Origin of the sequence: Lacticaseibacillus saniviri JCM 17471 = DSM 24301, from assembly GCF_001311785.1 — a bacterium.
Lineage (GTDB): Bacteria > Bacillota > Bacilli > Lactobacillales > Lactobacillaceae > Lacticaseibacillus > Lacticaseibacillus saniviri.
Map to the genome: position 1 here is coordinate 1 of NZ_BBBX01000020.1, position 25848 is coordinate 25848.

At 46.5% G+C, this 25848-nt stretch carries 28 protein-coding genes, 1 tRNA gene and 8 pseudogenes; 18 read left to right on the forward strand and 19 right to left on the reverse strand.

From position 1 onward, the window contains the following. Positions 1–48 precede the first annotated feature (48 nt). From JCM17471_RS10130 to JCM17471_RS10140, 3 genes are all read left to right on the forward strand, one after another. On the forward strand, positions 49–351 hold the full coding sequence (locus JCM17471_RS10130) for a hypothetical protein (protein ID WP_054777788.1): 303 nt from the start codon (positions 49–51) through the stop codon (positions 349–351). Positions 352–1015: 664 nt separating this feature from the next. Next, complete coding sequence (locus JCM17471_RS10135; RefSeq protein ID WP_054777789.1) at positions 1016–1732, forward strand: SIR2 family protein; 717 nt, start codon at positions 1016–1018, stop codon at positions 1730–1732. 35 nt (positions 1733–1767) lie between these two features. Beyond that, positions 1768–2076, forward strand: a complete 309-nt coding sequence (locus tag JCM17471_RS10140; protein ID WP_054777790.1) for a hypothetical protein — start codon at positions 1768–1770, stop codon at positions 2074–2076. Between the two features lie 492 nt (positions 2077–2568). Here the strand turns inward: JCM17471_RS10140 and JCM17471_RS10145 are convergent. The 6 genes from JCM17471_RS10145 to JCM17471_RS10175 form a co-directional block, all read right to left on the reverse strand. After that, positions 2569–2656: transfer RNA gene (locus JCM17471_RS10145), tRNA-Ser, on the reverse strand. A gap of 123 nt (positions 2657–2779) precedes the next feature. Next, positions 2780–3406: a LysM peptidoglycan-binding domain-containing protein gene (locus JCM17471_RS10150; RefSeq protein WP_054777791.1), complete on the reverse strand. Its 627-nt coding sequence runs from the start codon at positions 3404–3406 to the stop codon at positions 2780–2782. A 253-nt stretch (positions 3407–3659) separates the two neighbouring features. Next, positions 3660–4382 carry a class I SAM-dependent methyltransferase gene (locus tag JCM17471_RS10155; RefSeq protein ID WP_054777792.1) on the reverse strand — a complete coding sequence of 241 codons (723 nt, stop codon included), beginning with the start codon at positions 4380–4382 and terminating at the stop codon, positions 3660–3662. Beyond that, complete coding sequence (locus tag JCM17471_RS10160; RefSeq protein WP_054777793.1) at positions 4379–5878, reverse strand: MFS transporter; 1500 nt, start codon at positions 5876–5878, stop codon at positions 4379–4381. The genes JCM17471_RS10155 and JCM17471_RS10160 overlap by 4 nt, the downstream gene beginning before the upstream one ends. 29 nt (positions 5879–5907) lie before the next feature. Next, positions 5908–6576 (reverse strand): alpha/beta hydrolase, encoded by a 669-nt coding sequence (locus tag JCM17471_RS10165; RefSeq protein ID WP_082395297.1) that lies wholly within the window; start codon positions 6574–6576, stop codon positions 5908–5910. Positions 6577–6875: 299 nt separating this feature from the next. Further along, positions 6876–7112 carry a hypothetical protein gene (locus tag JCM17471_RS10175; protein ID WP_054777796.1) on the reverse strand — a complete coding sequence of 79 codons (237 nt, stop codon included), beginning with the start codon at positions 7110–7112 and terminating at the stop codon, positions 6876–6878. 435 nt (positions 7113–7547) lie between these two features. Between JCM17471_RS10175 and JCM17471_RS10180 the strand changes: the two genes are divergently transcribed. Both JCM17471_RS10180 and JCM17471_RS10185 read left to right on the forward strand, forming a co-directional pair. Next, the gene (locus tag JCM17471_RS10180) at positions 7548–7958 is read left to right on the forward strand and encodes a hypothetical protein (protein WP_054777797.1); all 411 of its coding nucleotides are present in this window, start codon (positions 7548–7550) and stop codon (positions 7956–7958) included. A 32-nt stretch (positions 7959–7990) separates the two neighbouring features. Then, the gene (locus tag JCM17471_RS10185; RefSeq protein WP_147661057.1) at positions 7991–8356 is read left to right on the forward strand and encodes a hypothetical protein; all 366 of its coding nucleotides are present in this window, start codon (positions 7991–7993) and stop codon (positions 8354–8356) included. A gap of 97 nt (positions 8357–8453) precedes the next feature. On the opposite strand, the gene JCM17471_RS10190 is transcribed toward JCM17471_RS10185, so the two are convergent. Continuing rightward, positions 8454–9320, reverse strand: coding sequence for an SDR family oxidoreductase (locus JCM17471_RS10190; RefSeq protein WP_054777799.1), 867 nt, complete (start codon positions 9318–9320; stop codon positions 8454–8456). Positions 9321–9516: 196 nt separating this feature from the next. Here JCM17471_RS10190 and JCM17471_RS10195 point away from each other — a divergent pair, with 196 nt between their 5' ends. Next, positions 9517–10098 (forward strand): TetR/AcrR family transcriptional regulator, encoded by a 582-nt coding sequence (locus JCM17471_RS10195; protein ID WP_054777800.1) that lies wholly within the window; start codon positions 9517–9519, stop codon positions 10096–10098. A 59-nt stretch (positions 10099–10157) separates the two neighbouring features. Here the strand turns inward: JCM17471_RS10195 and JCM17471_RS10200 are convergent. From JCM17471_RS10200 to JCM17471_RS16240, 7 genes and pseudogenes are all read right to left on the reverse strand, one after another. Continuing rightward, a pseudogene (locus JCM17471_RS10200) lies at positions 10158–10486 on the reverse strand (DUF960 domain-containing protein). Positions 10487–10524: 38 nt separating this feature from the next. Next, positions 10525–11031 (reverse strand): aminoacyl-tRNA deacylase, encoded by a 507-nt coding sequence (locus JCM17471_RS10205; protein ID WP_054777801.1) that lies wholly within the window; start codon positions 11029–11031, stop codon positions 10525–10527. A gap of 16 nt (positions 11032–11047) precedes the next feature. Further along, entirely contained in the window at positions 11048–11575 is a 528-nt protein-coding gene (locus tag JCM17471_RS10210; RefSeq protein WP_054777802.1) for an adenine phosphoribosyltransferase, read from the reverse strand. Further along, positions 11565–12049 (reverse strand): annotated as a pseudogene (locus JCM17471_RS16620) (single-stranded-DNA-specific exonuclease C-terminal domain-containing protein). Before JCM17471_RS16620 ends, JCM17471_RS10210 begins: the two are co-directional and overlap by 11 nt. After that, a complete protein-coding gene (locus tag JCM17471_RS16230; RefSeq protein ID WP_439646760.1) occupies positions 12046–12780 on the reverse strand; it encodes a DHHA1 domain-containing protein in 735 nt (244 codons plus the stop codon). Before JCM17471_RS16230 ends, JCM17471_RS16620 begins: the two are co-directional and overlap by 4 nt. A gap of 83 nt (positions 12781–12863) precedes the next feature. Next, a complete protein-coding gene (locus JCM17471_RS16235; protein ID WP_305068970.1) occupies positions 12864–13679 on the reverse strand; it encodes a single-stranded-DNA-specific exonuclease RecJ in 816 nt (271 codons plus the stop codon). After that, on the reverse strand, positions 13631–13861 hold the full coding sequence (locus JCM17471_RS16240) for a hypothetical protein (protein ID WP_305068971.1): 231 nt from the start codon (positions 13859–13861) through the stop codon (positions 13631–13633). The genes JCM17471_RS16235 and JCM17471_RS16240 overlap by 49 nt, the downstream gene beginning before the upstream one ends. Before the next feature lie 120 nt (positions 13862–13981). Here JCM17471_RS16240 and JCM17471_RS10220 point away from each other — a divergent pair. The 4 genes and pseudogenes from JCM17471_RS10220 (at position 13982) to JCM17471_RS10235 (ending at position 18078) form a co-directional block, all read left to right on the forward strand. Next, a pseudogene (locus JCM17471_RS10220) lies at positions 13982–15155 on the forward strand (galactokinase). A gap of 30 nt (positions 15156–15185) precedes the next feature. Next, positions 15186–16177: pseudogene (gene galE / locus JCM17471_RS10225) on the forward strand (UDP-glucose 4-epimerase GalE). Continuing rightward, a pseudogene (locus JCM17471_RS10230) lies at positions 16177–17636 on the forward strand (UDP-glucose--hexose-1-phosphate uridylyltransferase). Before galE ends, JCM17471_RS10230 begins: the two co-directional pseudogenes overlap by 1 nt. Before the next feature lie 115 nt (positions 17637–17751). Continuing rightward, positions 17752–18078 (forward strand): hypothetical protein, encoded by a 327-nt coding sequence (locus tag JCM17471_RS10235; RefSeq protein ID WP_054777803.1) that lies wholly within the window; start codon positions 17752–17754, stop codon positions 18076–18078. A 64-nt stretch (positions 18079–18142) separates the two neighbouring features. On the opposite strand, the pseudogene nrdG reads toward JCM17471_RS10235, so the two are convergent. After that, positions 18143–18738, reverse strand: a pseudogene (gene nrdG, locus JCM17471_RS10240) (anaerobic ribonucleoside-triphosphate reductase activating protein). Positions 18739–18750: 12 nt separating this feature from the next. Continuing rightward, positions 18751–20599: pseudogene (gene nrdD / locus JCM17471_RS10245) on the reverse strand (anaerobic ribonucleoside-triphosphate reductase); the annotation flags it as partial. 212 nt (positions 20600–20811) lie between these two features. On the opposite strand from nrdD, the gene JCM17471_RS10250 reads away from it, so the two are divergent. After that, positions 20812–21192: a hypothetical protein gene (locus JCM17471_RS10250; protein WP_054777804.1), complete on the forward strand. Its 381-nt coding sequence runs from the start codon at positions 20812–20814 to the stop codon at positions 21190–21192. 208 nt (positions 21193–21400) lie between these two features. Here the strand turns inward: JCM17471_RS10250 and JCM17471_RS16625 are convergent, their stop codons facing one another. Together JCM17471_RS16625 and JCM17471_RS10255 are read right to left on the reverse strand one after the other, a co-directional pair. Next, the gene (locus tag JCM17471_RS16625; protein WP_082395298.1) at positions 21401–21571 is read right to left on the reverse strand and encodes a CPBP family glutamic-type intramembrane protease; all 171 of its coding nucleotides are present in this window, start codon (positions 21569–21571) and stop codon (positions 21401–21403) included. Next, entirely contained in the window at positions 21547–21960 is a 414-nt protein-coding gene (locus JCM17471_RS10255) for a hypothetical protein (RefSeq protein ID WP_054777805.1), read from the reverse strand. The genes JCM17471_RS16625 and JCM17471_RS10255 overlap by 25 nt, the downstream gene beginning before the upstream one ends. Before the next feature lie 165 nt (positions 21961–22125). On the opposite strand from JCM17471_RS10255, the gene JCM17471_RS10260 reads away from it, so the two are divergent. Both JCM17471_RS10260 and JCM17471_RS10265 read left to right on the forward strand, forming a co-directional pair. Further along, positions 22126–22743, forward strand: coding sequence for a hypothetical protein (locus tag JCM17471_RS10260; protein ID WP_054777806.1), 618 nt, complete (start codon positions 22126–22128; stop codon positions 22741–22743). A gap of 132 nt (positions 22744–22875) precedes the next feature. Beyond that, a pseudogene (locus JCM17471_RS10265) lies at positions 22876–23356 on the forward strand (TspO/MBR family protein). Between the two features lie 52 nt (positions 23357–23408). Here the strand turns inward: JCM17471_RS10265 and JCM17471_RS10270 are convergent. Then, positions 23409–23603, reverse strand: coding sequence for a hypothetical protein (locus JCM17471_RS10270; protein ID WP_054777807.1), 195 nt, complete (start codon positions 23601–23603; stop codon positions 23409–23411). Positions 23604–23789: 186 nt separating this feature from the next. Between JCM17471_RS10270 and JCM17471_RS10275 the strand changes: the two genes are divergently transcribed. The 5 genes from JCM17471_RS10275 to JCM17471_RS10295 all read left to right on the forward strand — a co-directional run bounded on the left by JCM17471_RS10275 (position 23790) and on the right by JCM17471_RS10295 (position 25656). Next, complete coding sequence (locus JCM17471_RS10275; protein WP_054777808.1) at positions 23790–23972, forward strand: hypothetical protein; 183 nt, start codon at positions 23790–23792, stop codon at positions 23970–23972. A 454-nt stretch (positions 23973–24426) separates the two neighbouring features. Beyond that, positions 24427–24642 (forward strand): hypothetical protein, encoded by a 216-nt coding sequence (locus JCM17471_RS10280; protein ID WP_054777809.1) that lies wholly within the window; start codon positions 24427–24429, stop codon positions 24640–24642. A 9-nt stretch (positions 24643–24651) separates the two neighbouring features. Further along, positions 24652–25071 carry a hypothetical protein gene (locus JCM17471_RS10285; RefSeq protein WP_054777810.1) on the forward strand — a complete coding sequence of 140 codons (420 nt, stop codon included), beginning with the start codon at positions 24652–24654 and terminating at the stop codon, positions 25069–25071. A 132-nt stretch (positions 25072–25203) separates the two neighbouring features. Next, positions 25204–25401: a hypothetical protein gene (locus JCM17471_RS10290; protein WP_054777811.1), complete on the forward strand. Its 198-nt coding sequence runs from the start codon at positions 25204–25206 to the stop codon at positions 25399–25401. 72 nt (positions 25402–25473) lie between these two features. Continuing rightward, on the forward strand, positions 25474–25656 hold the full coding sequence (locus JCM17471_RS10295; RefSeq protein ID WP_054777812.1) for a hypothetical protein: 183 nt from the start codon (positions 25474–25476) through the stop codon (positions 25654–25656). Positions 25657–25848: the final 192 nt, after the last annotated feature.

Here is a 25848-nt window from a genome sequence, read left to right on the forward strand (position 1 = left end):
ACCAAAATATGGCATACTTTGTTATAGATGAAGAAAGGAAGCGAGGATATGAGTAGTAATGGGTTAGAAGATGTCGAGGGTATCTTCAATCGTGAATTGCATCACCTGGATACCTCACTCAGTACTAGTGAAGTCGAAATCACCAAATTATTCCCAGACGCCTTTATGGCAGCACACACAAAATCGACTTCAATGGATCAGTTCATGGCTGATTTGGGCATCAATAGCGAGGAACAGCTGCATGAATATCCAATTGATCAATTGAACGCCAAAGTCGCGGCCGAAAGTGATTTTGCCAGCTGGGATGATATGTTGAAAGCAGCCGGTAAAGCTTATCTCGAAAATAAATAAACGAAATCCCGATTATCGATGACTGATAATCGGGATTTTTTTGCGTATTTCAGTTAAGAATGCATTTCGAGAAAATAAATAACAAAATCAGATTGTTATTCGCATCAGTCTCAAATATACTAGTTATTGAGTTATTAGATTTTAAACTGATTACGCCTGCTCAAAATATTACTCTATCGAAAGTTATTTTTTCACCAAAGTACTGTTCCTTTTAACGTTGTCATGATATAAATGATAATTTATAAAAATAATTCGCAAAATATTATCCATGTTGTTCAGGAGGGCTTCCAATGACATTAGCACAGCTCGCTAAATCCAATCGATATCCAATAGTTTTATTGGTTCTGGGATTTCCAAAAGGTACCTTTCAAATTCTCCTTCGTGGGATGACTTACTCAAAACATTATGGACTGAAGCTGAAATTGATAAGGACTATTACTATTTTATAGATGAAAATAACCACGACGACAGCGGAGCGACATATAACGATAACTTCTTTACTGCTAAGACTGCGGCTGGTAATGAACTTGAACAAGTTTTTCACAAAAATTCTTTGCTGGTCAATTAGTCATTGATGGACTTACGAAAGAGACTGCGCTGTTTGAGAATCTCTCGCCACTAAAGTTTCGTATTGCTCAACTACTACAGGGTTACAAGTTGAACAGTGAAACAGAAGCTGAATTACCGCTATTTAGAAAATTTTTTATCAAAAGCAAAAATGATAGTTACGACTAATTATGATACTTTCATTGAAGATCAACTTGCTCAAGAAAATGGGGAATCTCCCACCGTCTACATTGGAGAGAACGGCTTCTTTAACGATACTGACGGTACAGCAGAAATTTTTAAAATTCACGGAAGTGTAAATAAGCCAAACTCATTAGTCGTAACCGCAAATGACTACCAGCAATATGACGAGACAAAACTACTCATCAGTGCCAGACTCCTAGTAGGTCTGCTCCATTCCCCTATAATTTTTCTAGGATACTCTCTGACTGACAGAAATGTAGTTAACCTTCTAAGTGATTTTTCAGCACACTTTCCAGGGTCGGATATAACAGAAATCGCAAACAAAATCATTGTTGTTGACTATGACAAGAACAATCGCAGACTTGAAGAAACGGTTAGAGTTAGAGAAATCCCCACTTCGAAAGACATCACTTATACTTCCCTAAGAACCGAAAATTATGCGCCGATCTATGAACAAATAAGTAAAATTGACGAAGGGGTCAGTCCGGCTGAAATTAGAAAATATTCAGGTTTAATCAAACGGCTGATTGTCGATTCCGAAAATCACGGCACACTCCAAGATACATTGGTAGCACTCTATCCACTGGATGAGCTTGAGTCTAGAATCGATAATGGACAAAAATCGCAATAGCGTTAGGTGACAGAGAAAATTTTCAAGTTGCAACCTTGGCAAACTACATTGAAGACTATTTTTCTGAGCATCCTAAATATAGAAATAAAGATGCACTATCATTTGTTGCCTCAAATAGCACTAATGCTCGGACTCCTTTTGCGAGAATCTGGAACAACACGGACCATTTGCCGAACAGTTTAAGTAAGTCAAAAGTAAAAAAACTTAACACCATGATTAAGAAAAATGGGACGCTCCAAGCTATCAGAAACCACACAACTAAGTCATATCACACTAAGCTTCCTGAAGGGTTTTTACTTGCCGAACAAGATTTGTCACAAAAATCAGTAGAACAGCCGATTTAATCATCTGGAATATCGAGGCTTTTAATCGCTCAGAGCTTAAAACCTTTATGATGAAAACCGTCCTGCCGCGACTATTAGCAAATATTAAAACTGATGCTTCCGGTAATGATCGAAGCTATTACCGAAAGCTATTGATGGCATATGACGTACTGATCAACGGAGATATGACGCAAAAAAGCCCACAGATTAAGCCGGGTTTAGAGAAAGAAAAATGAAAACCCTCTTCGCAGACTTGGATCTCATCTATCTGTTCATATCAATCAATAAAGCGTGACTTCTTAGCCCATTAATAAAATCGATTTCTGTCACGCTTTGCTGGTTTAAAAAAAAAATTTTTCTGACAACGAGTTTCATCTCTCTGGACAATACAATTTGAATATCGTAAATATTTGAACTTTCAGGCAAAATAACTAAATTTCCGAATTACCAAAAAGTAGGAATGCTGATATATCAGCATTCCTACTTTTTTACGAAGCTATTCAAAAATTAGTAAGGAGAGTACAGGATTTGAACCTGCGCGCCGGTATTAACCGGTTCGCCGGATTTCGAGTCCGGTGCATTACCACTCTGCCAACTCTCCAATAAACAACAAGAATATTATATCAAACTATGCCAGCCTTGCAAAGCAGAACTTCTAGTGGGCACAGAACGCAAAAAAAGGATCTCACCTTTCGGCGAGATCCTTTTGATTAGCAATCAGAGATTATAAAGCCCATGGAGACAGGCCAGCAGCGTTGTATAAACGGATGGCGTCTGAAATTTGGGTGTCAACACTGTTGCTACCATTGATCCAGAGGCTTTGGAATAAGCCGTGAGCTGAACTTGATGGGTTCTGAGCAGTTGACTGCCAGTTAGATTCACGAGTGATGATGGCATCCCATGTTGATGCGGAAACACCAGTTGCAGCAACCATCTTGTTTAAGACGTAGCTCTTCAAGTCAGAACCGTAGTTGGTTGTGGTTGAAGCTGTTGCGGCTGTGTTAGTTGTTGTCGCAGCCTGAGTTTGTGTTGCCTGCTGTGTTTGTTGTGCAGGTTGTGCTTGTGTTGTTGTCGTGTTTTGGGTTGTTGCTTGTGTTGCTGTACCGCCAACCTTCACGATTTCGCCTGGGTGGATTAAGTCATAACCACCAACTGTGCGGCCATTGAGTGTTTCAAGACTTGCCACACTCATGCTGTGTGCGTTAGCGATGCTCATGTATGTGTCACCAGCTTCAACGGTCACTGTGCCGTTACCGTTATTAACGGCTGCGTGTGTTGTGCTTGTTGAGAGACCTGCGACACCTAATGTCAATGCTGCTGCGGTAGAGAATAAAAGAGTCTTAATTTTCATAGTTTAAAATTTTCCTTTCGTGTTTGCCTTTGCTTATGTATACAAGATTAAAGCATCAGCATTACAGCGACATGTAGCTCAAATTACGATTAAATTACCATATGGGATTTTGCAACGTCGCTGTAACATTCAAGAATTATTTCATTTTTTACAAAAACAACGCCTGTTTTCTGTAAAATCACCGCATCAGTTCCCTCCTAATAGATTAAAATAGCGTGCTGCCTCGGCCAACAAACCGCGACAACACGCTATTTCATTTGTGATTGAGACTCTTAATGATCAGCATCATGGGCCGCCGCCACTCATTGGCCATTTCTGGCAGATCGCGCAATTCGGCTGCTGGTGTTGGCTCCACAACATCGGCGATGACAAACTGATGTGTCACCAACGTGTGCAAATATGTCGTCAGACTGCGGTGATATTTGGTGACCTGCGAACCTAAGAACTCGGTTTCGCGCTTTCCCTCATCAAAGTAACGATCAACGGGAAAAACGGTTCGTTCGCCGCTTTGAACAAAGTCTTGATCACCGGATGCAGTGAAGACGGGATGTTCCACGGAGAATAAGAAGATGCCATCAGGCAACAGGAATTTGCGCACATGGTCCACCAATGCGGCAAAGGATGGCAAGTAGTGAATCGCCAGTGAGGAGAAAACCATGTCAAACTGATCAACATCAAAGTCGACCTGACTGATGTCTCCTACCATATAGGTAATCCGTGGATCGCCATTCTTTTCCTTAGCCGTTGCAATCATTTTCTCTGAGAGATCCACGGCGACAACTGATGCAGCACCGTGATCGACAAAATATTTGGCGTGCCAACCATAGCCCGCACCCAAATCCAATATCTTCTTATCGGTTAAGTCCGGTAGCATCGCTTCAAGCGCTGGCCATTCACCGGCCCCTTTTAGCCCTTCTTCGCTCCGCCGCATATGGGCGTATTGATCAAAAAAAGTAGGATCATCATAAGGATTCATTTTGCTTCGCCTCTTCGTTTCTTTAATGTCGCCACAATATTGGCATAGGATGTTTCATCTATTGTTAGTTTATGCCGATAGACCCAATAAGCCAAGACAATTCCGATTAATGGAATCAAAGTAATCAATCCGAGCAACAACTCAGTTCGGTTCAATGGCACATTGTGAATCACCTGTTCAACCGCGCTTTTCTTAGCTACTGCAGATAAGGTGCCCCGTTGCGCGTCTCGCTCTAATGTTGAGATGTGTTGTGTGGCCGCAAAGATGCCAACACCGGCATAAATCACGATGGCCAAGAATTGCCCGGCCGCCATCCCAAGTTTGGTCACAAACGGCCGCACGGAGAAGATAATCCCTTCATTGCGCTGTCCCGTCAGATACTCATTGTACTCAACGGCATTGGCGATATTAATAATCAAAATGAGGTAGTAGATACCATTACCAACAGAAGGCAAAATATTCGCCGCTGACAGCAACCAAGCCTTGCCTGCGCCCCAGTTATCCGGCACCAGTAAGCCGACCGCTAACAGCAATGCATAGCCGATAACGGCCATGATGGTCGCAGCCCGAATCAAGGTCATACGACTGAAGCGCTTGGAGAGACTGGAGAAAGTGGTAAATACCACAACGCCCGCTGCCTGGCCCAACAGAATGAAAATAATATTCCATGAACCCGAATAGCCAAGCGAGAAGATCAGATAGAAGTTAAACACAGTGGTACTCAGGGTGGTCACAATCATATAGATGAAAAGCAACAGCGCGTTCCAAAGCACCTGATCATTTTTCTTCAGGACGGCCATGATGGCACGAAACGATACTTTGACTCGTGGTGTGTTCTCCTGCTGCGCAATGACAGCAGGGTCCTCGTGCACCCCAAATACGGTCAAGCCCTGTGTGAACAGCATGAGTCCCGTAAAAATAATTGCAATCCACGCGTACCCACTGACAGTGCTGCCGCCTAGAGCATGGTCCCCGACGGTAAAATATTGCACCAAGGTATTGGTCAGGAATGCACCAATACCCGCCATCAATGAGGTTAGCGAGGTCAATGCATTGCGATCATCCGCGTTACTCGACAGCGCCGGTAACATCCCCCAATAAGCGATGTCGTTCATTGTAAAGAAGATATTGAATAAGAGATAGAGAATCCCAAAGGCCACGATATAAGGCCAGCCCTGTAAGGTATTGGTGAACGAAATCACCACGATAACCGCGGTGCCCAGTACCCCAATGACAATCCAGGGTTTGAACTTACCGAAACGCGTATGGGTGGCATCAAGAATATTCCCCATGATGGGGTCCAGAATGGCATCGATAATCCGTGCGACCACAAACACAATACTGATGACAAAAAATTCTTGGACGCTGAGTTGTTTTGTCAGCATCACATAGGTAATGAGGTAATTGAGGAACAGACCGGCTGCGGCCATATCGCGACCAACCGTCCCGAGCGCAAAGGCCCACAAGTTCCCCTTACTGAGCTTATTCTCCTTCATTCAAGTCGCCACCATTCCAATTTTTCCAATCAATTAATGTTAATTGCGTTTCTTGCTTCAAAAACTGCCAGACAAAATGCCAGTATGTGTCCCCTGCTGTGAGCGCAGCCATCCCGTGTTGTGCCCCCGCCACCAGCATTTTGGCTTTTGGTGTGGGTGCCGCGGCATAATTGGTCCAGCATGCTTGCGGGCACAAAAGTATCCGCGTCCCCATGAAAGAACAACATCGGCACGCGGGCTTGCTTGAGTGCTTCGAGCGAACTGGCCGCTTTTAACCGCCAGTGTAGTCGCCACTGAACCAACCAACCAAAAGTCGTGATGAGGGGCCAGGATGGCACATGATAGAGCTGTTTGAGTTGGTAGCGGAATTCATCAGCAACGGAAGTGTAGCCACAATCTTCAATAATCGCTTTCACATTGGCCGGCAGGGGTTCGCCTGCGGTCATCATCACCGTGGCACCGCCCATCGAAATGCCATACAGAACAATTTGTGCTTCCGGATCACGCCGCAACAGGACCTGAATCCAATCCACGATGTCCAGCCGGTCCAAGTAGCCCATTTGGATGTAATCCCCTTCGCTCTGGCCGTGGCCCTGGGCATCGGCCAGAAAAATATTAAAGCCGAGCTGATCGAAAATGGTGCTTTGTCGTACATCTCTTCGTGTCGACCGCCGAAGCCGTGACACAAAATGGCCCATTGATGCGTGGCTCTTTCGGGATGCGTGTAATACCAGCCTTTCAGTGTCAAATGTTGCCGATTGACCATTGAATCTGGCTCAATGGTCACACTGTCCAACCAGTCCTGCTTGAATTGAGCGAGTTTTGCCTCATTCAAATCTGCCGGGGCGTCAATCTGATTGTGATCTGCCTCAAACACTGCCTCGCGGCTACCCGCGCGCTTGAGGGCGAGATTGAATAGAAATTGTGTGGCTACTGCGAGTCCGCCACACAGAACAACAATAATCATTGCTAGAATCCACCAGAGCATTGTTTAGCCTCATTTCTGTGTATCAGCTTGTTGACGTTTGGCAAAATTGACCATCGATGTTGGCACACTGCCATTATAATCTTGCCGCGCAATCGCTGTTGTCTGGTCCGAAAACGCCTTGGTCGCTTGCTGATACGTCGCGTTATTATTTTGAATCATGGCGTCCAACACCTGATCGGCCTTATCGATGTAGGCCAATAACCGTTGATTGGCCTCCGGCTGGGCGGTGTTGTTTTGTAAAATCAAGCGGATATCAGCTAACTTTGTTTGCCCGCTTTAGCATCGGCCACCAATTCACTCTGCTTGGCACCATATGAAGCGGCATTAATGGGCTTCATCACCTGATCACAGATGGCGTTGAACTGTTTTGGCGCTGCGCTTGTGTGAGTTGTGTACTCTTAATGACTGTTTTTGGTGCATTCGTTGAGGCTGGTTTCTTAGACTGACATCCCGCCAATCCAAATCCTGTTATCAAAATAGCCGTCCAGTAGATTATTTTTCTCACGGTGCATCCCCCTTTATGTGTATTGTGCCATAAGCTGGTGCCTACCAGCAAAAGAAGACGACCATTATATAACGTTTATTATGAATTTAATTTATAAAGTTATGTTGATTATAAGTTTAACTAGTGATATATTATTTCTACAGACAAATAGAAAATTCTAAAAAGAGGTGCTTCAGATGCAGACACAATCCTATACCGTATTGATTAACCAGTATTTAGAACGCTTACTCGTTTTTGAAACCGTTTTTAGCGAATACAATCAAACAACACGTAATATCGTTAAGGGAAACTGCTACGCCAGCGAAAGCCTGGAGCGCATCAAAGACTATTTTGCTAAGAATGCGATCCGTTTCGATCGCTTTGTTTCCCAGATCAACCAGGTGCAAGCACCCGATGGTTATCTCACCTTCAATCAACGGTTACTCGCCGCCCTTGAACAATTTAATACCGGCGTGTTGACCACTTTCAACGCGATTTCGTGTGACAAAATCGATCAGGAACAATTTGAAACCGGCATTTCCTATCAAGAATCTGCCAAAGCTGAAATTTCCGCCGCTTTTGACTATATCGGTCAGCCCATCATCTAGTATACTGAGAGTAACAAGATGAGGTGATGAATTTGGTAACATGGCACTTAATGTTTCACGAGCCTGAATTCACTCGCAAGCAAATTCAGGCGCTGGTTGCGCAATTGAACGCAAATGATGAATTCGGTGGTTTCCCCATTAAATCTCAGTTTGGTACGGCCACGAGTCAATTCATTGCGGTTGATTGCCAGCTTCAAGTGGTCAATGCGATTGATCACCTCACGCTCGAACAGATGCTCAAGTTTCTACTGATTATGGCAAACCAACTCGAGCAAGCACCGCCTGCCTTGTATTATGGCGTGATGGCGCAAACCATCGAACAATTGGGCATCGAATGGCACCCACTCAACAAGCAAGCCATCGATGTCATCTATTGGCAGAACATCCCCAGTCATTAAATCGGACGCCAAATACTTATGTGAACGACAAAAGAGAGGCTAAAGCATCGCCCATTATGGGGATGTTTCAGTCTCTCTTATTTTTCTATCAGCAACACTAACCTTGATAGTCGTCAGCGTCTGTTGAATAAGCAATTTCTTTTTGCGCTTCAAGCGCCGACAGCCGACCCGCTAACGCCTCATGAATTTTCTGGTAGGCATCGCTACCCAATGTCATCCGCAATGCCCCATGGCCATCTTCCACACGGGCAATGATTTGGTGGGCCATCTTGGCTGGGTCACCGGCAATCATCTTAACGTAATCAGCAACGTCCATGCCCGGAATCTCGCCCTTCATCTGACGCATTATTTGGTCGACTGGTGTGTTCTGATAGGCCGTCATCTCAGCACCAAAAGCACCATTACCGCCAACAAAATTCGTTCGAATGCCACCCGGTTCGACAATCGTTGTTTGCACATTAAACGGCGCGACCTCTGCAGCTAATGCTTCAAAAGCAGCTTCAACCGCCCATTTAGAAGCACTATACATGCCCATTGCTTGCGTTGAATACTCTCCGGCCATACTTGAAATTTGAACAATCTGACCGTGCCCCTGCTCCCTGAAATGAGGTAGAAATGCTCTTGCGGTACTCAATGAGCCAAACAAATTGACGGCAAAAACATCTGCCACCTGTTGAGCGCTAATACTTTCCACCGCACCATATAATCCGTAGGCCGCATTATTGAGTAGAACATCGATGGTCCCTAGCGCAGCGAACGCGCGATCAACAACCGTGTGAACCGCTTGATCATCCTTGAGGTTCATTGTCATCGCCCACAATTGATCCCCGTATTTTTGCTTTAAATCGGATAAGGCGCCCTCACGACGGGTAGTCGCTGCCACGCGATCACCTCGCTCGAGCAATTCACGCACGACCGATGTTGCCAAACCGCCAATTGCACCAGTAATAAACCATGTCTTCATCCTAAAATACCTCCATCTTTGTTTTAATTGTTGATGACAGGCTGTCTTCGACCACGTGCGCCGCATTAACCGATAGTGCTATCGTCAAACTATACGGTGAGTATAGCGATAGTTCTATCGCTTGTCAACTCATTATTCGTCGATAATCGAATCTTAGGCGATAGAATTATCGACAACTGTCTGCTATCATGAGAGCATGAAACCTAAAAATGAAACTGTTCGCCGGCAGATTATTGATGCCGCCACCGACCTCATCATCGAAACCGGTATTGCCGGCACCTCGACAGTTAAGGTGGCCAAACGCATCAACGGCGCCCAATCCAATATTTATTCTTATTTCAAGAGCAAAGAAGCCCTCATTGCCGGTGTCTTTGATTACCATCAAAAATTGATAACGGCAACGCTCGCTCCCGCCCTTGAGGATGCCACATCACCAAAGGCACTTATCACTTCGGTCGCTTCGGCATTATTTGAGTTTGCGACGACTCACCCAACTTCGATTCAAATCATTGCCGCTTTTCGCGCTCAACCGAGTCTGCGTCATCAGCTACCCGCGATTGATGAAAATGACGTCTTCACCAAATTATTCGGCCTGTTCCGCCGCTACCAACAAGATGGCCTCATCAAACCCATTCCCGCCGAATTTCTCGCTGAAGCGACGTTTTCAATTATCGTGGACTACTGCAACGCCAAATTGGCTGGCGAGGCGTATACGAGTGCACTCGATGAGACAACGGTAGCCCAGTTGATTGCTGATTTGGTTCTGCTCCGGGCATAAAAATAGGCGTTGCGACATAACCCTGTGGTTACGTTGCAACGCCTTATTTTAGTTTGCGATTAAAGATCCAGATTACCCTCACGCTTACCTTCACTCGGTAACAGAATCGTCTGACGATTGCCGTCATCGTATGCCATTACCTTAGCGGGAAAGCTGGGCTGATAATCAAATGGCAGATCAACTGAGAGTTCAGTTGGATCGTCTTCTTGTGAGAAATGCATGGTGACTTGACCATCATGATTCTCGACAGCAAACGTCAACAAGTTGTGCAAGTCGACGACACCTTGCAAGTTTGATCGATTATCATCCAGATGGAATCAATTAATTCGCCCGGCAGACTTGAAATCACGCCGAATGTCGCAAATCGACTATGTGTTGGATCAAACATGGCGGTTCCTCCTACATGCTGCAAATTTTGGTCGTAGCTTAAGCTTCTTCGGCAATATCTGCGAACTTTGCCTTCACAAATTTTGCCAAATCGTTGGCATCCACCTTAACCGAACGGCCGATCTTACCAGCTGAGACAATGATTGCTTGGCCCTTTGCTTCATCCGAAATAAAGATAGGATACTTTGGGTAGCGTTCATAGATGCCAATTGGCGTGTTCGCGCCATGCTCATAGCCTGTGGTTGCGATCAGGTCCTTTAACGGTACCATGCCGACCTTCTTGTTGCCAGAAACAGCACTCAGCTTCTTGTAATCAATATGCCGATCAAGTGGCACCACGCCCACAACGGGCCCCGTCTTGTTACCGGTCAACACCAGCGTCTTGTAGATTTCGTGATCCGAATAATCGAGATGATCGACTGATAATTGCGCCACATCACCTTCTTGATGGGTCGCAAAACTGAGTGATTCGTAGCTGATATTATGTTTGTCTAATATTTTTTCAACTAAGGTTTTACCCTCAGTGTCTTGATGTTTCTTACTCATGGGTTACCTCCCAAGATTAGGCACCCTCATACTCCATCAGGGTGAAGATGTCATAATCTTTAATCTTCTCGCGACCATGCAGGTCCTTGAGTTCAACCAAAAAGGCTGTACCGACAACAATGCCGCCCAACTGTTCAACCAATTCAATGGTTGCGGCAATGGTGCCGCCAGTGGCTAACAAGTCATCGCAGACCAAGACTTTTTGACCAGGCTTGACGGCGTCCTTGTGCATGTATAATGTGGCTTGACCGTATTCCAGATCATAGCTCGCACTCACGGTTTCGCGAGGTAACTTCCCCTTTTTACGCGCTGGGGCAAAACCAACCCCCATTTGATAAGCGACAGGACAGCCCACGATAAAGCCGCGTGCTTCAGGTCCGATAATCATTTCAACGCCCTTGTCTTGGGCATAAGCGGCGATTTCATTCGTGGCTGCGCGGTAGGCATCACCATCCGCCATCAGGGGTGAAATATCACGAAAAACGATACCGGGTTCTGGAAAATCTGGGACACTTGCGATGTAGTCCTTAAAATTAATTGTCATGTTGTTCCTTCCAATCATCATTATACTCAAGCAACGTTGGCGTCAATGCCTTGATTGGCGTCGTCTGTAACCTGTGAGCGAGCGCTAAGAATGTTTGCCGAGCTTGATAAGCCGGAGCGCTGTCCAGTGCCCGCTTTGCCGGTTTTGCGACCGGCGAAATGAAAGCACCGTCTATTGTAACAAATTCGAGTTCAAAAAACACCTGAACACTAAAATCACTTGGGAAACCGTCAGATGCGTTTCCTTTGCTACCAGGCCGAGTTGATGCTTATCAAACTGTGGATGCGCAATCAAGAAGCGCATCACCAGCCCGAATTCCTCGCGATTTGGAATGGGCACAAGATCCGTGGGACTTCCATAGAAGATGACACCCAGCGGTAATTGCACCTGATGAATGGCTTGCTGCAACTGTGCTTCGCTCGCTGGCAAGTCAACCAACACAACACTTTCACCTGGTGTCAGGTCATCTATCATCTTGGTTGGGCCACCGAATTGGAACCGTTGTTCGAGTTCTTTTTGACCCGTACATCAAAAAACACATAGGTCTTCGAGGTGTGAAACTGTTCAGCACTCAGCTTTGGCAAGCGGTAATCGATCACTTGTGGCTGCACCACTTGCATGTCTTTCAACATCAATTGCAGTTTGGTTTGATTCTTCCACGTGTTCTCGTCCAAATGCACCGCGAGTTTGGTTTGCGATGGAGCTGTCAATGCAGGTGCCAGCTCACCAAAGCCAAAGCCAATCACGTCGACCCCGTTATCGACTTTCATCTTGAGGTGATTGCCACCCTGGCCAATCTGACGAACATCTTGAATGGCTTGTGGCTTCACTTCAAAGGTCGGTTCCGGATTCCCCGGGCCAAATGGTGCGAGTTGTCGCAACTCTTGATAATGATCGAGCGTCAAATCACTCGGTTCGAGTCGCGCACTAATTTCAAGTGGTGGTTTGGTCTGGTCCGCTAACTGCGTTTTGGCCGCTTCTTCCATCGCTTGGTGTACGGCTTCAATATTATCCGTCGGCATGGTCAAACCCACAGCCATATGATGGCCACCAAAGTGCGTCATCAATTCCTTGCTGGGCGCGAGGCTATTAAATAGGTGGTAAGCCGCCACTGAACGCCCCGACCCCTTGGCTTGCGTACCGGCATCGTTGATGTTGAGCACCAAGGTAGGTTTACCGGTGGTTTCAACGACACGGCTGGCCACAATCCCAAGCACCCCTTCGTGCCAGCCCTTTTGGCGCAGAATGAGTGTTTTCTTGCTTTCATTTTCAGGTAAGGCAGCTTGTGCTAACGCATCCTTGGTGATTTTTTGACCAGTTGCTGGCGTTGGTCGTTTAATGTATTAATTTGTTTGGCCAAATCCATGGCCAATTCATCGTCAAAGGTGGTCAGCAGTGTGACCCCGTCCTTGGCATCCCCTAATCGACCCAAAGCGTTCAGCCGTGGCCCGATGACAAAACCAATGGTCGTCTCGGTCACAGATTCTTGCGCGACATCTGCCACTTCAAGCAAGGCGCTGAGGCCAATCCGTGGTTGTGTGCGAATCATCTGGAGCCCCAACTGCACAAGCACCCGGTTCTCATCAACCAATGTCACCAAGTCAGCAACAGCGCCCAATGCAGCGAGATCCACACTCTCAACGGGTGGTTCCTCTAACAAGGCAGTGGCAACCTTAAAGGCCACACCGGCCCCGGACAAGTCACCAAAGGGATACTGGCTACCCGGATACCGCGGGTGCACAACGGCGACTGCGTTTGGTAGCTGGTCAGGCAATTCATGGTGATCAGTGACCACAACATCCATCCCTGCAGCCATTGCTTCATCGATTACGGCCGCACCTGCAATCCCGTTATCGACCGTAATCAATAATTGGGTGCCACTCTTTTGTAAGTAGCGATAGACATCCGCATTGGGCCCGTAGCCATCCGTGAAGCGATTAGGAATGAAGACCTCTGCTTCAGCACCGATACTCTCAAGCGTTTCAGCCATAATCGCGGTACTCGTCAGGCCATCGACATCGTAATCGCCATAGATAGTAATTTTTTCGCCATTGGTCACCGCCTGTTGAATGCGAGCGACCGCTTTATCCATATCGTGTAACAAAAAGGATCGTGCAGCTGACTGAGATCGGGATGTTGGAACTTATCCCAAGCATCTTTGGTCATGATGCGCCGCCGAATCAACTGTTGCGCTAAAAACGGTGACACCTTGAGCGCTGCTGTCACCGCATTAATTTGTGTATTATCTGGTGTATCGAGGTATTGCCAATCATAGCGTGAGTCCACAATATCCGTCCTTTCTAACCGTCCCAGTATAGCAAAATTTCATGCGAAAATTAAGTAAAGTTGTTGGTTAATTTTACTAAAGATGCTAGAATGACTTTAGTAAAGAAGGAGGTCATTGCGATGATTACCAAGGATCAGCTCATCACTGCTTTTAACAACCAATATAATGAAAACCCTACCAATTTCTATTTTGCCCCCGGCCGCATTAATCTCATCGGTGAACACACCGATTACAATGGTGGTCATGTGTTCCCCTGTGCCATTAGTTTGGGCACCTATGCCGCTGTGGCACCGAATCACACTAATCAATGGCGGATTTACTCCCAGAATTTCACGGATCAACCTGTGCAATCATTTTCGCTGGCTGATTTGACCCAACAACCCGGTGGGGATTGGGCCAATTACGTGACCGCCATGCTCGATGTGCTGCAAAAACAACATCACACATTTGACGAAGGCCTCGATGTCCTGATTTGGGGTGATCTGCCTAATGGTGCCGGACTCTCCAGCTCCGCTTCCCTCGAATTATTGATTGGGACCATCGCTAATTTGCAATATCACTTGAACATCCCGATGCTCGAGCTGATTAAGGCCGGCAAGGTGGTCGAAAACCAATATATCGGCGTCAACTCTGGCATCATGGATCAATTCGCCATCGGTATGGGTAAGGCCAACCACGCGATTTTGCTCGATACCAACACCCTGGAATACGATCAATTGCCGTTAAACCTCGATGACAACGTGATTGTGATCATGAACACCAATAAACGACGCGAGCTTGCCGATTCCAAATATAATGAACGCCGCTCTGAATGTGAGGCCGCCCTGGCCCGCATTCAAACCAAGTTCGACTATGCCAGCCTGGGTGCGATGACGGAAGAAGAATTCGATGAAACCACCAGTTAATCAATGATGGCACCTTAATCAAGCGGGCCCGCCACGCGGTGTTTGAAAATCAGCGCACATTGCGGGCCGCAACCGCACTGGATGAACGCGATCTCGCCAAATTGGCCGACTAATGAATGCATCGGGTAGCTCTTTAGCGTATGATTATGAGGTAACGGGTATCGAACTCGATACCCTGGTCTCAAGTGCTTGGCAGCAGCCAGGTGTCTTGGGCGCCGCATGACGGGGGGCTGGCTTTGGTGGGTGTGCGATTGCGATTGTGAATCAAGCACAGGTCGCCAACTTCACCAAGGCGGTTGGTGAGCGGTATCGTGCAGTCATCGGCTATGACGCCGATTTCTACGTGGCCGAAATTGCTGACGGTCCTCGAGCAATTTTTGAAGCATAATTAGCTCGAATTCATAGGAGGTAACGTGATATGACAATTGCAGTATTAGGTGGTGCCGGCTACATCGGTTCCCACACAGTCGCACGACTAGTTGAAGCAGGTGAAGATGTTATCGTCATCGATAACTTGGTGACAGGCCACAAGGGTGCCATTAACCCAAAGGCACGGTTCTATCAAGGTGACGTACGCGATCGTGATTTCTTGCGCAGTGTCTTTAAGCAGGAACAGGTCGACGGGATCGTTCACTTCGCCGCTAGCTCCATCGTGCCCGAATCGATGCGTGACCCACTGAAATATTTTGACAACAACACCTATGGCATGATTGCCCTACTTGAGGTCATGAACGAGTTCAACGTCAAAAACATTGTCTTCTCTTCGACCGCAGCCACTTATGGCGAACCTAAGCAGGTCCCAATCAAGGAAACGGACCCACAGGTGCCAACCAATCCTTATGGCGAAAGTAAGCTCGCCATGGAAAAATCATGCACTGGTCCGATGTTGCCTACGGAATTAAGTTCGTTGCCTTGCGCTACTTCAATGTGGCCGGCGCCATGCCGGACGGCTCCATCGGTGAAGACCACAATCCTGAAACCCACTTGATTCCTATTATTTTGCAAGTGGCTGCAGGCACACGTGACAATCTCCAGATTTTTGGTGACGATTATCCAACAAAGGATGGCACTAACGTTCGTGACTACGTTCATGTTGTCGACTTGGCGGATGCTCACATTCTGGCAATGAAGTACCTGCAAGACGGTCACGACAGCACAGCCTTCAACTTGGGTTCCGCAACCGGCTTCTCTAACCTCGAAATTCTGGAAGCAGCACGTAAGGTCACAGAAAAAGAAATTCCTGCTTCTATCGGTCCTCGTCGCGCTGGTGATCCAAGCACGTTGATTGCTGCTTCAGACAAGGCCCGGGACATTTTGCACTGGCAACCCGCTTTTGACAATATCGATGACATTATTGCCACAGCTTGGAAGTGGCATGAAACCCACCCCGAAGGATTTGGTGATCATTAGTGCTCGCACGCGAACAATTCACACAATTCATCATCGATACGAATCCCGCTTATACAGCAATGGATCGTATCTATCTCAATAATCGCATCATGGCACTTGTCGGCGATGACAATCACACTATCGCTGAAACAAGTGATGATGCTTTGGCCCTTCTAGACAGCTTGGTGCAAACCGCAACGGTCAATCATGTTGTGCCCGATCGCTTCACGTTAGAAGAACTCGAAGCCGAATTGATGGCGCTGGCGACACCCGCGCCGAGTGCGGTTAATGCCCGTTTTTGGAGTGATTATCAGGACTCACCCGAAGAGGCACTCAAGCACTTCTATCAATTGAGTCGCGCCAACAATTACATCCAAACCCGCGCCATCGCCAAAAATACGCAATACACGGTGAAGACCGATTACGGCGACCTAGAGATTACGATCAATCTCTCAAAGCCCGAAAAAGACCCCAAGGCGATCGCGGCAGCTGCCAAAGCGCCTATTTCCAGCTACCCACTGTGTCAGTTGTGTATGACCAATGAAGGTTATCTCGGCCGCATCAACTATCCTGCCCGTGGTAATCATCGCATCGTTCGGCTCAACCTGGGTGGTCGGACTTGGGGGTTCCAATACTCCCCTTATGCCTATTTCAATGAACACGCAATTTTTTAGACGGTGTGCACCAGCCGATGCAGATTACACCCCAGACCTTCAGCAATCTCCTCGAGTTGATCACACTGTTTCCTGAATATATGGTTGGCAGCAATGCGGATTTGCCCATCGTTGGTGGTTCCATGTTGAGTCACGACCACTATCAAGGTGGCCTCCACACCTTTGCGATGGCTAAGGCTCCCATCGAGCGCCGCTTTGATCTGGATGCCTTTCCTGAGGTGTCTGCCGGCATCGTGAAATGGCCGATGAGTGTGATTCGGCTGACCAGTGCGCATCGCGATCAATTGATTCAAGCTGCCACAATGATTCACAACCACTGGCAACAATACAGTGATGAAACGGCTGATGTGCGTGCCTTTACTGACGCCACCCCGCACCACACAGTGACACCGATCGCTCGCCGCGTGGGTGATGACTATCAAATCGATCTGGTGCTGCGCGATAATCAGACCTCTGCCGAATTTCCCGATGGCATCTTTCATCCACATCCTGATGTGCAGCACATCAAGAAGGAAAATATTGGTCTGATTGAGGTCATGGGACTCGCGATTCTGCCCGCTCGCCTGCAAACTGAATTGCAGGAAGTGCGCCATTTCTTACTCAGTGAACCAAACCAGATGCTTGCCATGCATCGACCTTGGGCTGAATCTCTACAACGCCCTGGAATCACGGCAGATAACGTGGATCAAGTGATCGATGCTGCCGTGGGCCAAGTATTCTTACGCGTCTTGGAAGATGCGGGTGTTTTCAAGCGCAATGATGTTGGTCAGGCCGCATTTGACCGCTTCACACAAAGCCTGAATTAACTTGCGCCATTTTGATCAATTAGTGCTACACTAAAAGTGAAGCCACCTCCAAGCGACTTCATATGAAGCGCGAACAGCCGCAATAGACCGCGAGCGTGTTAGGGAGGAAATTATTATGGCAATTGCTACAACAGTTATCGCTGCCGCTAAAGCAGCACTCGAGAAAAACGGGTATGTCACTGAACTCGATGTCCCCGAACTCAAGGATCGTGATGTGCTTCACGAAATTGAAGAACAACTGAGCACAAACGAACATGATGCCGGTAATCTCGACTACCTCTATGCGGAATCATTTGATTACGCTGGTGGCCGAATCGCCAACATCATCTGGGATATGGATCAAATTCCAACCCGGCACGAGGCAATGCTGACCCTGGGCAAGGTTCTCGATTTGAGTATCCCTACCGTAACCATGGGTGCCGCCGATAACGTCGAGTACTAATAATATATCGCACCAATAAAAATAAGCTGTGACCAGACCGCGTTGGGCCTGTCACAGCTTATTTTTATTTCACGTACCAGGCGTCGAACAATTGCACACTGCCTGCCTGTTGACTGGCGGGCACATCAACAAGACGTTGATTGCGACTGCCGCGGAAACTCAACGTGAGATCCTTTCGGCCTCAAGGAACCGGCCATCCACTAAGACATCAATGGTATCGAGTAGTTCCAGCTTATCAGCGGAATCTTGCAATAGTTCTTCGTAGGTGTAGCCGCTCCAACTCCAAATATTTTTATCCGGATAGCGTTCGCGCACCGCTTTTGCCAACCGCAATGCAATGCGGGTATTGAGAAACGGCTCGCCACCGAGCAGTGTTAACCCCTGATAATAGGGCTCAGCTAGCGCTGCCATGATCTCCTCAAAGTCTTGATCGGTGAACGGCCGGCCGTAGCGAAAGCTCTGCACAGCTTGGTTGTAGCAACCGGGGCACTGGAAGCGACATCCAGACAGATACACCGCCACGCGATAACCCGGGCCATCGACAGCATCGTGATACTTGATATCGGCCACATAGTCTTGACTGAGATCGGGTGCGAGCCATTCTTTTGGCGCGGGATTCTTGGGTAGCCGAGCACTTAATTCTTTGGCACTGATATGCATCTTGCTCCCCTCCTACGCGTGTGTATTGAATGCATCGTTGCTGAACTGCAGGTGCTTGACGCGATGATTGATTTCTTCCTGGCGACCGTGAACCATTGGCCGCTGATTCGGATTTCCGAGATACCCACATAATCGCTTGACCACATCACACTGAGCTGGATCGTGGTTGCCACAATCAGGGCAGACATAACCCTTCGCGGTGGCTAGGAATTCCCCTTGGAAACCGCACTTGAAACACTGGTCAATCGGCGTGTTGGTTCCCAAGTAACCGATGCGGTCGTAGGCGTAGTCCCAAACCGTTTCAAGGGCATCTGGATTCTGCTTGAGGTTTGGATATTCACAATAATGAATAAAACCACCAGCGGAGTACTGCGGATAATCCTTTTCAAAGTCGATTTTCTCAAATGGTGACGGGCTCTTGCGCACGTCATAATGGAAACTATTGGTGTAATAGTTCTTGTCCGTGATATCGGCAATCTCACCAAACTTCTTGCGATCAGCTTGGCAGAACGTATCCGTCAACGATTCAGAAGGTGTCGCATAGACAGAGAAATGATACCCATATTCCGCTTCCCAATCCTTGCAGGCCTGATCCAGAACCTGCAATACCTTGATTGTGAATGCCTTAGCTTTAGGATTCTTCTCCCACTCTGGGCCAAAGAAGACCGTTCCCACTTCATAGAGACCGATATAACCCAGAGAAATCGTGGCCCGTGAGTTCTTAAACAACTGGTCCACATCGTCATTGACACCCAAGCGCTTACCGAAAGCGCCGTATTGATACAAAATGGGTGCCTGCTTGGGTGTTGCCTGTTTGGTCTGTTCAATTCGATACAACAAGCCCGTTTTGACAATGGCCAATCGTTGTTCGAGTAAGTCCCAGAAGGCCGCTTGATCATCCCGGGTTTCCAGCGCAGTCCGTGGCAGATTCATGGTGATAACACCGAGGTTCATCCGCCCAGAGTTAACCGCCTCACCCGTTTCGGGGTCCTGCCAACCCTGTAGGAAACTCCGACAACCCATAGGCGCCTTGAAACTCCCCGTCAGATCAACAATCTTGTCGTAGCTCAGGACATCGGGATACATCCGCTTGGTGGCACATTCAATGGCGAGCTGCTTAATGTCATAGTTGGGATCAGTCGCATTCAGATTCAGGCCCCGCTTGAGTGTGAACACTAACTTGGGAAAAATTGCAGTGCGCTTGGTCTTACCCAGGCCATTGATGCGAATCTGCAGAATCGCCTTTTGAATGGCGCGTTCAATCCAATTTTCACCTAGCCCAAAGCCTAGTGTGACAAAAGGCGTTGGCCCTGCGTGGAATAAAGTGTATTCACTTGATATTCAAAGGTCTGCATAGCCGCATTAATATCGCGAATCGTCTGTTCGCGCGCGAATTGTTCACGCTTGTCAACATCGTCGGTCAATTCTTCGACGACGTGCAAGTGATGTTGATAATTCTTTTCGGCAAATGGTGCTAATACCTGATCAGCCCGATCAAATGAACAGCCGCCGTATTGACTTGAAGCGACATTGGCAATGATTTGCGTGGCCTGCGTGACCGCGACACCAATTGAGTGTGCCTGCTCAACGGCCGCATTCCCAATTTTAAAGCCATGATTCAGCATCTCGCCAAAGTCAATTAAGCAACAGTTGGTCTCTGGCATAAATGGGCTGTAATCCAAATCGTGCCAATGGATGTCCCCATTTTGTGTGCTTCAGCGACTTCCGGTGGCAGCATGGCCAATCCCCGGTTCTTGCTGACGACACCAGCCGTGAGGTCGCGAAAAGTCGCAAAGACCTCACTGTCCTTATTTGCATTTTCGTGGACCACGCGTGAATCCCGCGAGATTAACCGATCAACGGCTTGTTCAAGTGATGTTGCCATATCAATTCCCCCAATTACTAACGTGTTATCATCATACCACAATATATGGGGGCTAAAGATTACATAACACAAGATATATGTATGTATTGGTTCTGATGCTTGTTGATGGGCTTAAAATAATTTGGTGCCATTGACAGAAGTTGTGTTTGCGCTTACACTTCAAGTAAATTCAAAGGGAGATGTGCTTGATGTTCAATGACCTACAACAGGCAATTAAAAAGCCAACCGTCATCACTGATGAAGAATCCATCCTCTTCCTATACAGCATCTCGGAACAATGGCATCCAAAGCGCACCGACAAATTAAAAACACTGCTGACGGGATTCGCGACACAAGGGCAAAACATGAGTAGCATGAACAGTCTACCCTATGCCAAACCCGAGTTTGTCAAAACAACACGAAACCAGTTGGCGCACACCAAATTTCCAATTCAACTCACGTTTGGCCACCCACAGATGATCAATGCGCTGCACTTTATTGAGGCGACGACGGATTTTACGGATTTCATTAGTACGCTACAGCGAAAAACAGTGACGCTGGTGAGCGCGGCGGAACTGCGCGTACAGTAATGTTAGTATCTGTTTTCAAACTAAAGGGGTTGTGACAAAACGTAGTTTTGTCACAACCCTATTTCTATTTCCGAACAAACTAGACTAATCGCGTTCCAAAAGACTGAGAATTCCGGTTAACTTGGATTGATTTAAAAGCCTAAGTTCGGGCTTTATCATCAATCCTTGTTAATCCTCATTCTCAAAGCGTCTTTTGTCACAGCTTCTTTTATATTGCGATACTAAAAAAGTTAGCAAAGAAATGCAGCGCAATCGAATCGAGAATATTGCGGGTGCGACTGTAGATCCACCCCAAAATCAGACCCATAATAAATGCAAAAAGCACTTCACCAACGGACAGATAACCGGTATGCATCAGAGCAAAAATAGTGACGACCATAAAATTTGCCGACCAACGTGTGATGAATCGGGATTAATCAGAACGAATCGAAAGGCGAACTCTTCTATGAATGGTGCAATGAGCAGTGGCACTATCTGAAAGATAACTACCTGCCATTTCGGCAGAATAACCTCTGGCGTCGGGAGCGCAGGTAGAAAGCCATTCACTTGATGTGCCAAGAACTGCACCGCGCCCGCTAGCAAAATATAACCCGCCAAACGATAGACCTGCCCCAGCCATTTGATGGGTTGTCCCTTAGGAAAGGCGCGTCTAAACGATGTCGCATACACATCATGGAAAAAGACAATGGTCAGTAGCAGTAGAAACAATCTGATGGCTAAACTCGTGCTCAACAAAACAATCATATTCTTCACAACAAGTGATGCCAAAAATCAACTGCGAACGCCGCAAGCACAATGAACAAGTACGCTTTTCGTTTCATCTCGAATCACCTCACTGGTGTCTGTATTTATCCGTTTTCATTATAACATGTACCCTTAAACTCGCATTTATCGTATACTCGAGATATAAATTCAAAAAAAAAAGGAAACGTGATGGGGCGCTTTTTACTGACCTCACCGGACAACGCGGCCCGGTTAGGCTATAACGAGGAACTCGTTGAATTTACGTTTGATGCCAGCTCGCAAGCCATTCACTTCACCAATAGTCGCGTGCCAAATCAAATCTTCTATCTGGTGAACGTCTGGTCCTACGGGTATTCAACAACCGAAATCAAAGGTCATGGCGGATTTGGTAGCACTGTCATCGGTGGCGTTCTTGCCGGGCCAGCTGGTGCCATGGCTGGTTTAATGATTGGTCGGCAATTTGATGAGGTCAGCACCGAACATCCCGGCCCCATCATCCTGCGCTTTATTTCTGAATCCAACTTAATCGCAGATAATCCCGATTTTATTGATCTTCAAACTGGCGGGACTCGTGCTCAAGCGAACCAACTCGGGCAATTGGCAGCAGATATTTTCACCATCCAAGATAGGTTAATCGCTCGACATAGGCATGAAGCCAACAAGCCTCGCGCGCCTATGACGCTAGCCGAGTATGACCAAATAAGTGCTGCAGCTCAGCAGGAAAAGGTACCAACTTATGATGATCAATGGTGGGACAACTATATTGCCGAGCGCAAAGCCAGAGAAGCCGGAAAACAGCATCGGTGATGGCGATGATTTTGATTTCTTTAAGCTCTGAAACAAATTTAGCCGACCATTAGCGATAAGGCGTCGCGACTAACCCGATTTCTTTAGTTTAGCCAGAGCAACATGCTAAGCTTGAAATAAGGGGGAATAACTATGATTGCAAAGCGTAAGATAAACTGGCTACACCTTTTATTTTGTTGTTGTGGTTGAGATGACTGGGATTCTATCCGGTGTTCTAGCGGGTGACATCAAGACTCACTATCTCGCACTGAATTTACCCATTTTCTCACCACCTGCCGCAGTATTTGGCCCAGTTTGGACAATTCTGTACTTAATGATTGGTATCTCTGGCTATCTTGTTTTAAATGATAGCGCGTCACGCGCCACAACCCGGATCAACTTCTGGTTGTTTGTCAGTCAATTAATACTTAATTTTTGTTGGAGCATCGTCTTCTTCGGTGGCAACCAATACTTCATTGGACTCATCATCATCATTTTGCTCGACGCAGTGGTCATCATGTGCATCCGCAGCTTTAAACCTGTAAATCGAGTGGCGGCCTACTTACTCGTTCCTTACTTACTCTGGTTACTATTTGCCACCTATCTCACATTCGGCGTGGCCCTTTTAAACTAATTGGTTGATGATCCAAAAAGCCACCGTCCAGAAACTTTCTGGAAAGTGGCTTTTATTTTGATTTCATCGCACTTCTCTCGCGGATCACTTTGACTGCTGAGACAATAATGGCCGCGAGGAAAAAGAACGCAAGCAACTGAACCAATAATGAACGCGGATCAATCACGGTAAGCACAATAAAGATGAGTAACAGGGCCGCGAGTCTTTGCTGACGACCTTTTAGCGTGTTTGGCTTCAATCGATTCATCAAACCCCTCCTCAGTCTCGATGTTTCCAGCGCTAAACGTTATGTCAAGGTCAATGTACGACTTTTTCGCTTTTCAACAACATTAAGCACTCGAGGATTGACTTTCGCGTTTACTCATTGTATTATCATCAAAAGTTAACTTCATCGACTTTTAGATGGTTCTGAAGACAAGATAGGAGGAAGCGCATGCGTATTATTTTATTTGCCACTATTGCGATTTTGACTAAGTTTCTCGCATTCGTTTTACTGATTGCCACCGTTTGGCAAGTCACCGACGTTGTTAAACATCAATGGCAACCACAGACCTCATTCTTGGACAAAAGCTGGCAAGTAATCCAGCTAGCAATCACAATTCTGCCATTGGCCTAGCTTACGAGAAAAGACCACTAACACCTGCTTGTGTTAGTGGTCTTTTTGACATTTCAAGCTTCTCAACTAATGTAAAAAGACCGTTTCGATCATCTTCCTCGCCAATGCCGCTGCAGCCCGTGAACCAAAAAATCCCATAATTGTCAGCCAACATTGCCGAAACAATTATGGGACGTTGAATTAATTACTTGCCCTTAGTATCCTCTTCGTTCATGTTCAAAATGCTCATAAAGGCTTCTTATAATGTCCTTTGATTTCAACTAAATACTCTGATTTAATCCGCTTATATCGCTTTTAAATTCAGACATTATAAGACAATTTCAGCTCCAATTGAACTATTTCTTTTATGTGATCTTTATTTGATTAGAAATTCCGTCGGCAAATCGTCGGCAAGTCGAAATTTCTCTTGAATATTTCGAACGTATGTTCGATAATATTTGAAGGAGGTGATCGCATGAACCAGATTGTAATCATAGACAAATTTTATATAAGTAGGAAAAACTGCCCTGCTGGCATGACCAAAATTAGAGTTGCTGGTGAAACTATCGGATTAATTGAAACTGTTAAGCTGCTGGACGATTTACCTCGCCTGTTGAACCGATCACTGACAGATGCCGAACAAGCCGAGATTATTAATCTGGCACCACGGTCCCTATCAATGATTGCATGAGGTGAAAATATGGCACACATTAAACCAGTTGACGACCCGGAAGCAACAGCAGCGAACTTTTTCAAAAATGACTATCAAGATCGAGGAATGGTAAAGTGGCAAGGTTACTTTTTAAGCGACCACACCAGCGCACTCAAGACTGAAGCTAAAGAAGATGAACAGATGTGGCATCAGCAGATTCCCGATCCTATGATGCCTACCCGCATCAAAGAACTTCTTGAACAGGCACAAACGAAGAGCCAGACAGTCATTATCTACACAAATGTCACCGACCTCAACCAACGCTTCCAAATCCCCATCATTGGACGCATCCAAGGCTGGGAAAATCAGATGCTTTATCTAGGCGACGCCAATTTGTCGCAATCAAAGACATCCGGGCCGTCATCATCGATTCAGTCGATTAACACTTTGATTGGGTTTCTTCTATAGTAATTGATTCCGTTTTTAGCGGCCGTTCTTCGGAGTGGTTGCTTTTTAAATTATTCTAGATTCGGGTATAGACTTTTTAGCTTCTCAGGTATTTCTTTATATGTAGGGCAACAAAAAGAAAGGACCCTCCTCATGACAACACACCATTTTCTTAGTGGTAAGTATCTGATTACCATCGAAAAATCCGACAACATTCTAGTAGAAACTCGCTTGCTTGTATCTAAAGATAAGCGGCTTATTGATCAACACTATTTAGCCCGCATGGATAAACTCATTGAAAAGTATGGCATGCCGCTGGAGCCTATTCATATCGATACCTTCAAGGATTAGCGTATAAATTTTGCCCTACAGGCCGTGGAAACACGGCTTTTGCGTAATCTCTATGTAAAAGGAGGTTAGCGTATGAAGGCTCAAACCTTTGCACTTTCAGGCGGCTTAACAATGGAAATCATCAGCGATGGTCAAACAATCTCGGTGGCACTTGTGGCAATAGGCTCACACAATGATATAGATCGTGTTTATCATCAGATTGTGACACTGGCAAAAGAGACATACGGCTCACCGATAGCTGGTTTTGAACTATAAAAATAGGCCGCCTTTATGGGCGGTCTATTTTTTGAGTGTACTCTATGCTTGACTAAGCCGTTTCCCTTCTGAAAATGAAAAAAGCTTTCGCCGACAGAGAAATGAATGATTATCACCAACGTGACCAACGTAATACTGGCAATCATCGCACCTCTCGAATTTCTGCAAAAGCTAAAGAAATCAGGCTTGTAA

What these genes read in the sequence shown, in the direction of transcription:
- JCM17471_RS10275 (WP_054777808.1), top strand. Translation starts at nt 23,790, where the DNA reads ATGCGTATTATTTTATTTGCCACTATTGCGATTTTGACTAAGTTTCTC.
- JCM17471_RS10250 (WP_054777804.1), top strand. Translation starts at nt 20,812, where the DNA reads ATGTTCAATGACCTACAACAGGCAATTAAAAAGCCAACCGTCATCACT.
- JCM17471_RS10195 (WP_054777800.1), top strand. Translation starts at nt 9,517, where the DNA reads ATGAAACCTAAAAATGAAACTGTTCGCCGGCAGATTATTGATGCCGCC.
- JCM17471_RS10190 (WP_054777799.1), bottom strand. Translation starts at nt 9,320, where the DNA reads ATGAAGACATGGTTTATTACTGGTGCAATTGGCGGTTTGGCAACATCG.
- JCM17471_RS10210 (WP_054777802.1), bottom strand. Translation starts at nt 11,575, where the DNA reads ATGACAATTAATTTTAAGGACTACATCGCAAGTGTCCCAGATTTTCCA.
- JCM17471_RS10235 (WP_054777803.1), top strand. Translation starts at nt 17,752, where the DNA reads ATGGCAATTGCTACAACAGTTATCGCTGCCGCTAAAGCAGCACTCGAG.
- JCM17471_RS16625 (WP_082395298.1), bottom strand. Translation starts at nt 21,571, where the DNA reads ATGGTCGTCACTATTTTTGCTCTGATGCATACCGGTTATCTGTCCGTT.
- JCM17471_RS10260 (WP_054777806.1), top strand. Translation starts at nt 22,126, where the DNA reads ATGGGGCGCTTTTTACTGACCTCACCGGACAACGCGGCCCGGTTAGGC.
- JCM17471_RS10295 (WP_054777812.1), top strand. Translation starts at nt 25,474, where the DNA reads ATGAAGGCTCAAACCTTTGCACTTTCAGGCGGCTTAACAATGGAAATC.
- JCM17471_RS10290 (WP_054777811.1), top strand. Translation starts at nt 25,204, where the DNA reads ATGACAACACACCATTTTCTTAGTGGTAAGTATCTGATTACCATCGAA.
- JCM17471_RS10155 (WP_054777792.1), bottom strand. Translation starts at nt 4,382, where the DNA reads ATGAATCCTTATGATGATCCTACTTTTTTTGATCAATACGCCCATATG.
- JCM17471_RS10205 (WP_054777801.1), bottom strand. Translation starts at nt 11,031, where the DNA reads ATGAGTAAGAAACATCAAGACACTGAGGGTAAAACCTTAGTTGAAAAA.
- JCM17471_RS10130 (WP_054777788.1), top strand. Translation starts at nt 49, where the DNA reads ATGAGTAGTAATGGGTTAGAAGATGTCGAGGGTATCTTCAATCGTGAA.
- JCM17471_RS10165 (WP_082395297.1), bottom strand. Translation starts at nt 6,576, where the DNA reads ATGGGCCATTTTGTGTCACGGCTTCGGCGGTCGACACGAAGAGATGTA.
- JCM17471_RS10180 (WP_054777797.1), top strand. Translation starts at nt 7,548, where the DNA reads ATGCAGACACAATCCTATACCGTATTGATTAACCAGTATTTAGAACGC.
- JCM17471_RS10160 (WP_054777793.1), bottom strand. Translation starts at nt 5,878, where the DNA reads ATGAAGGAGAATAAGCTCAGTAAGGGGAACTTGTGGGCCTTTGCGCTC.
- JCM17471_RS10280 (WP_054777809.1), top strand. Translation starts at nt 24,427, where the DNA reads ATGAACCAGATTGTAATCATAGACAAATTTTATATAAGTAGGAAAAAC.
- JCM17471_RS10150 (WP_054777791.1), bottom strand. Translation starts at nt 3,406, where the DNA reads ATGAAAATTAAGACTCTTTTATTCTCTACCGCAGCAGCATTGACATTA.
- JCM17471_RS10270 (WP_054777807.1), bottom strand. Translation starts at nt 23,603, where the DNA reads ATGAATCGATTGAAGCCAAACACGCTAAAAGGTCGTCAGCAAAGACTC.
- JCM17471_RS10285 (WP_054777810.1), top strand. Translation starts at nt 24,652, where the DNA reads ATGGCACACATTAAACCAGTTGACGACCCGGAAGCAACAGCAGCGAAC.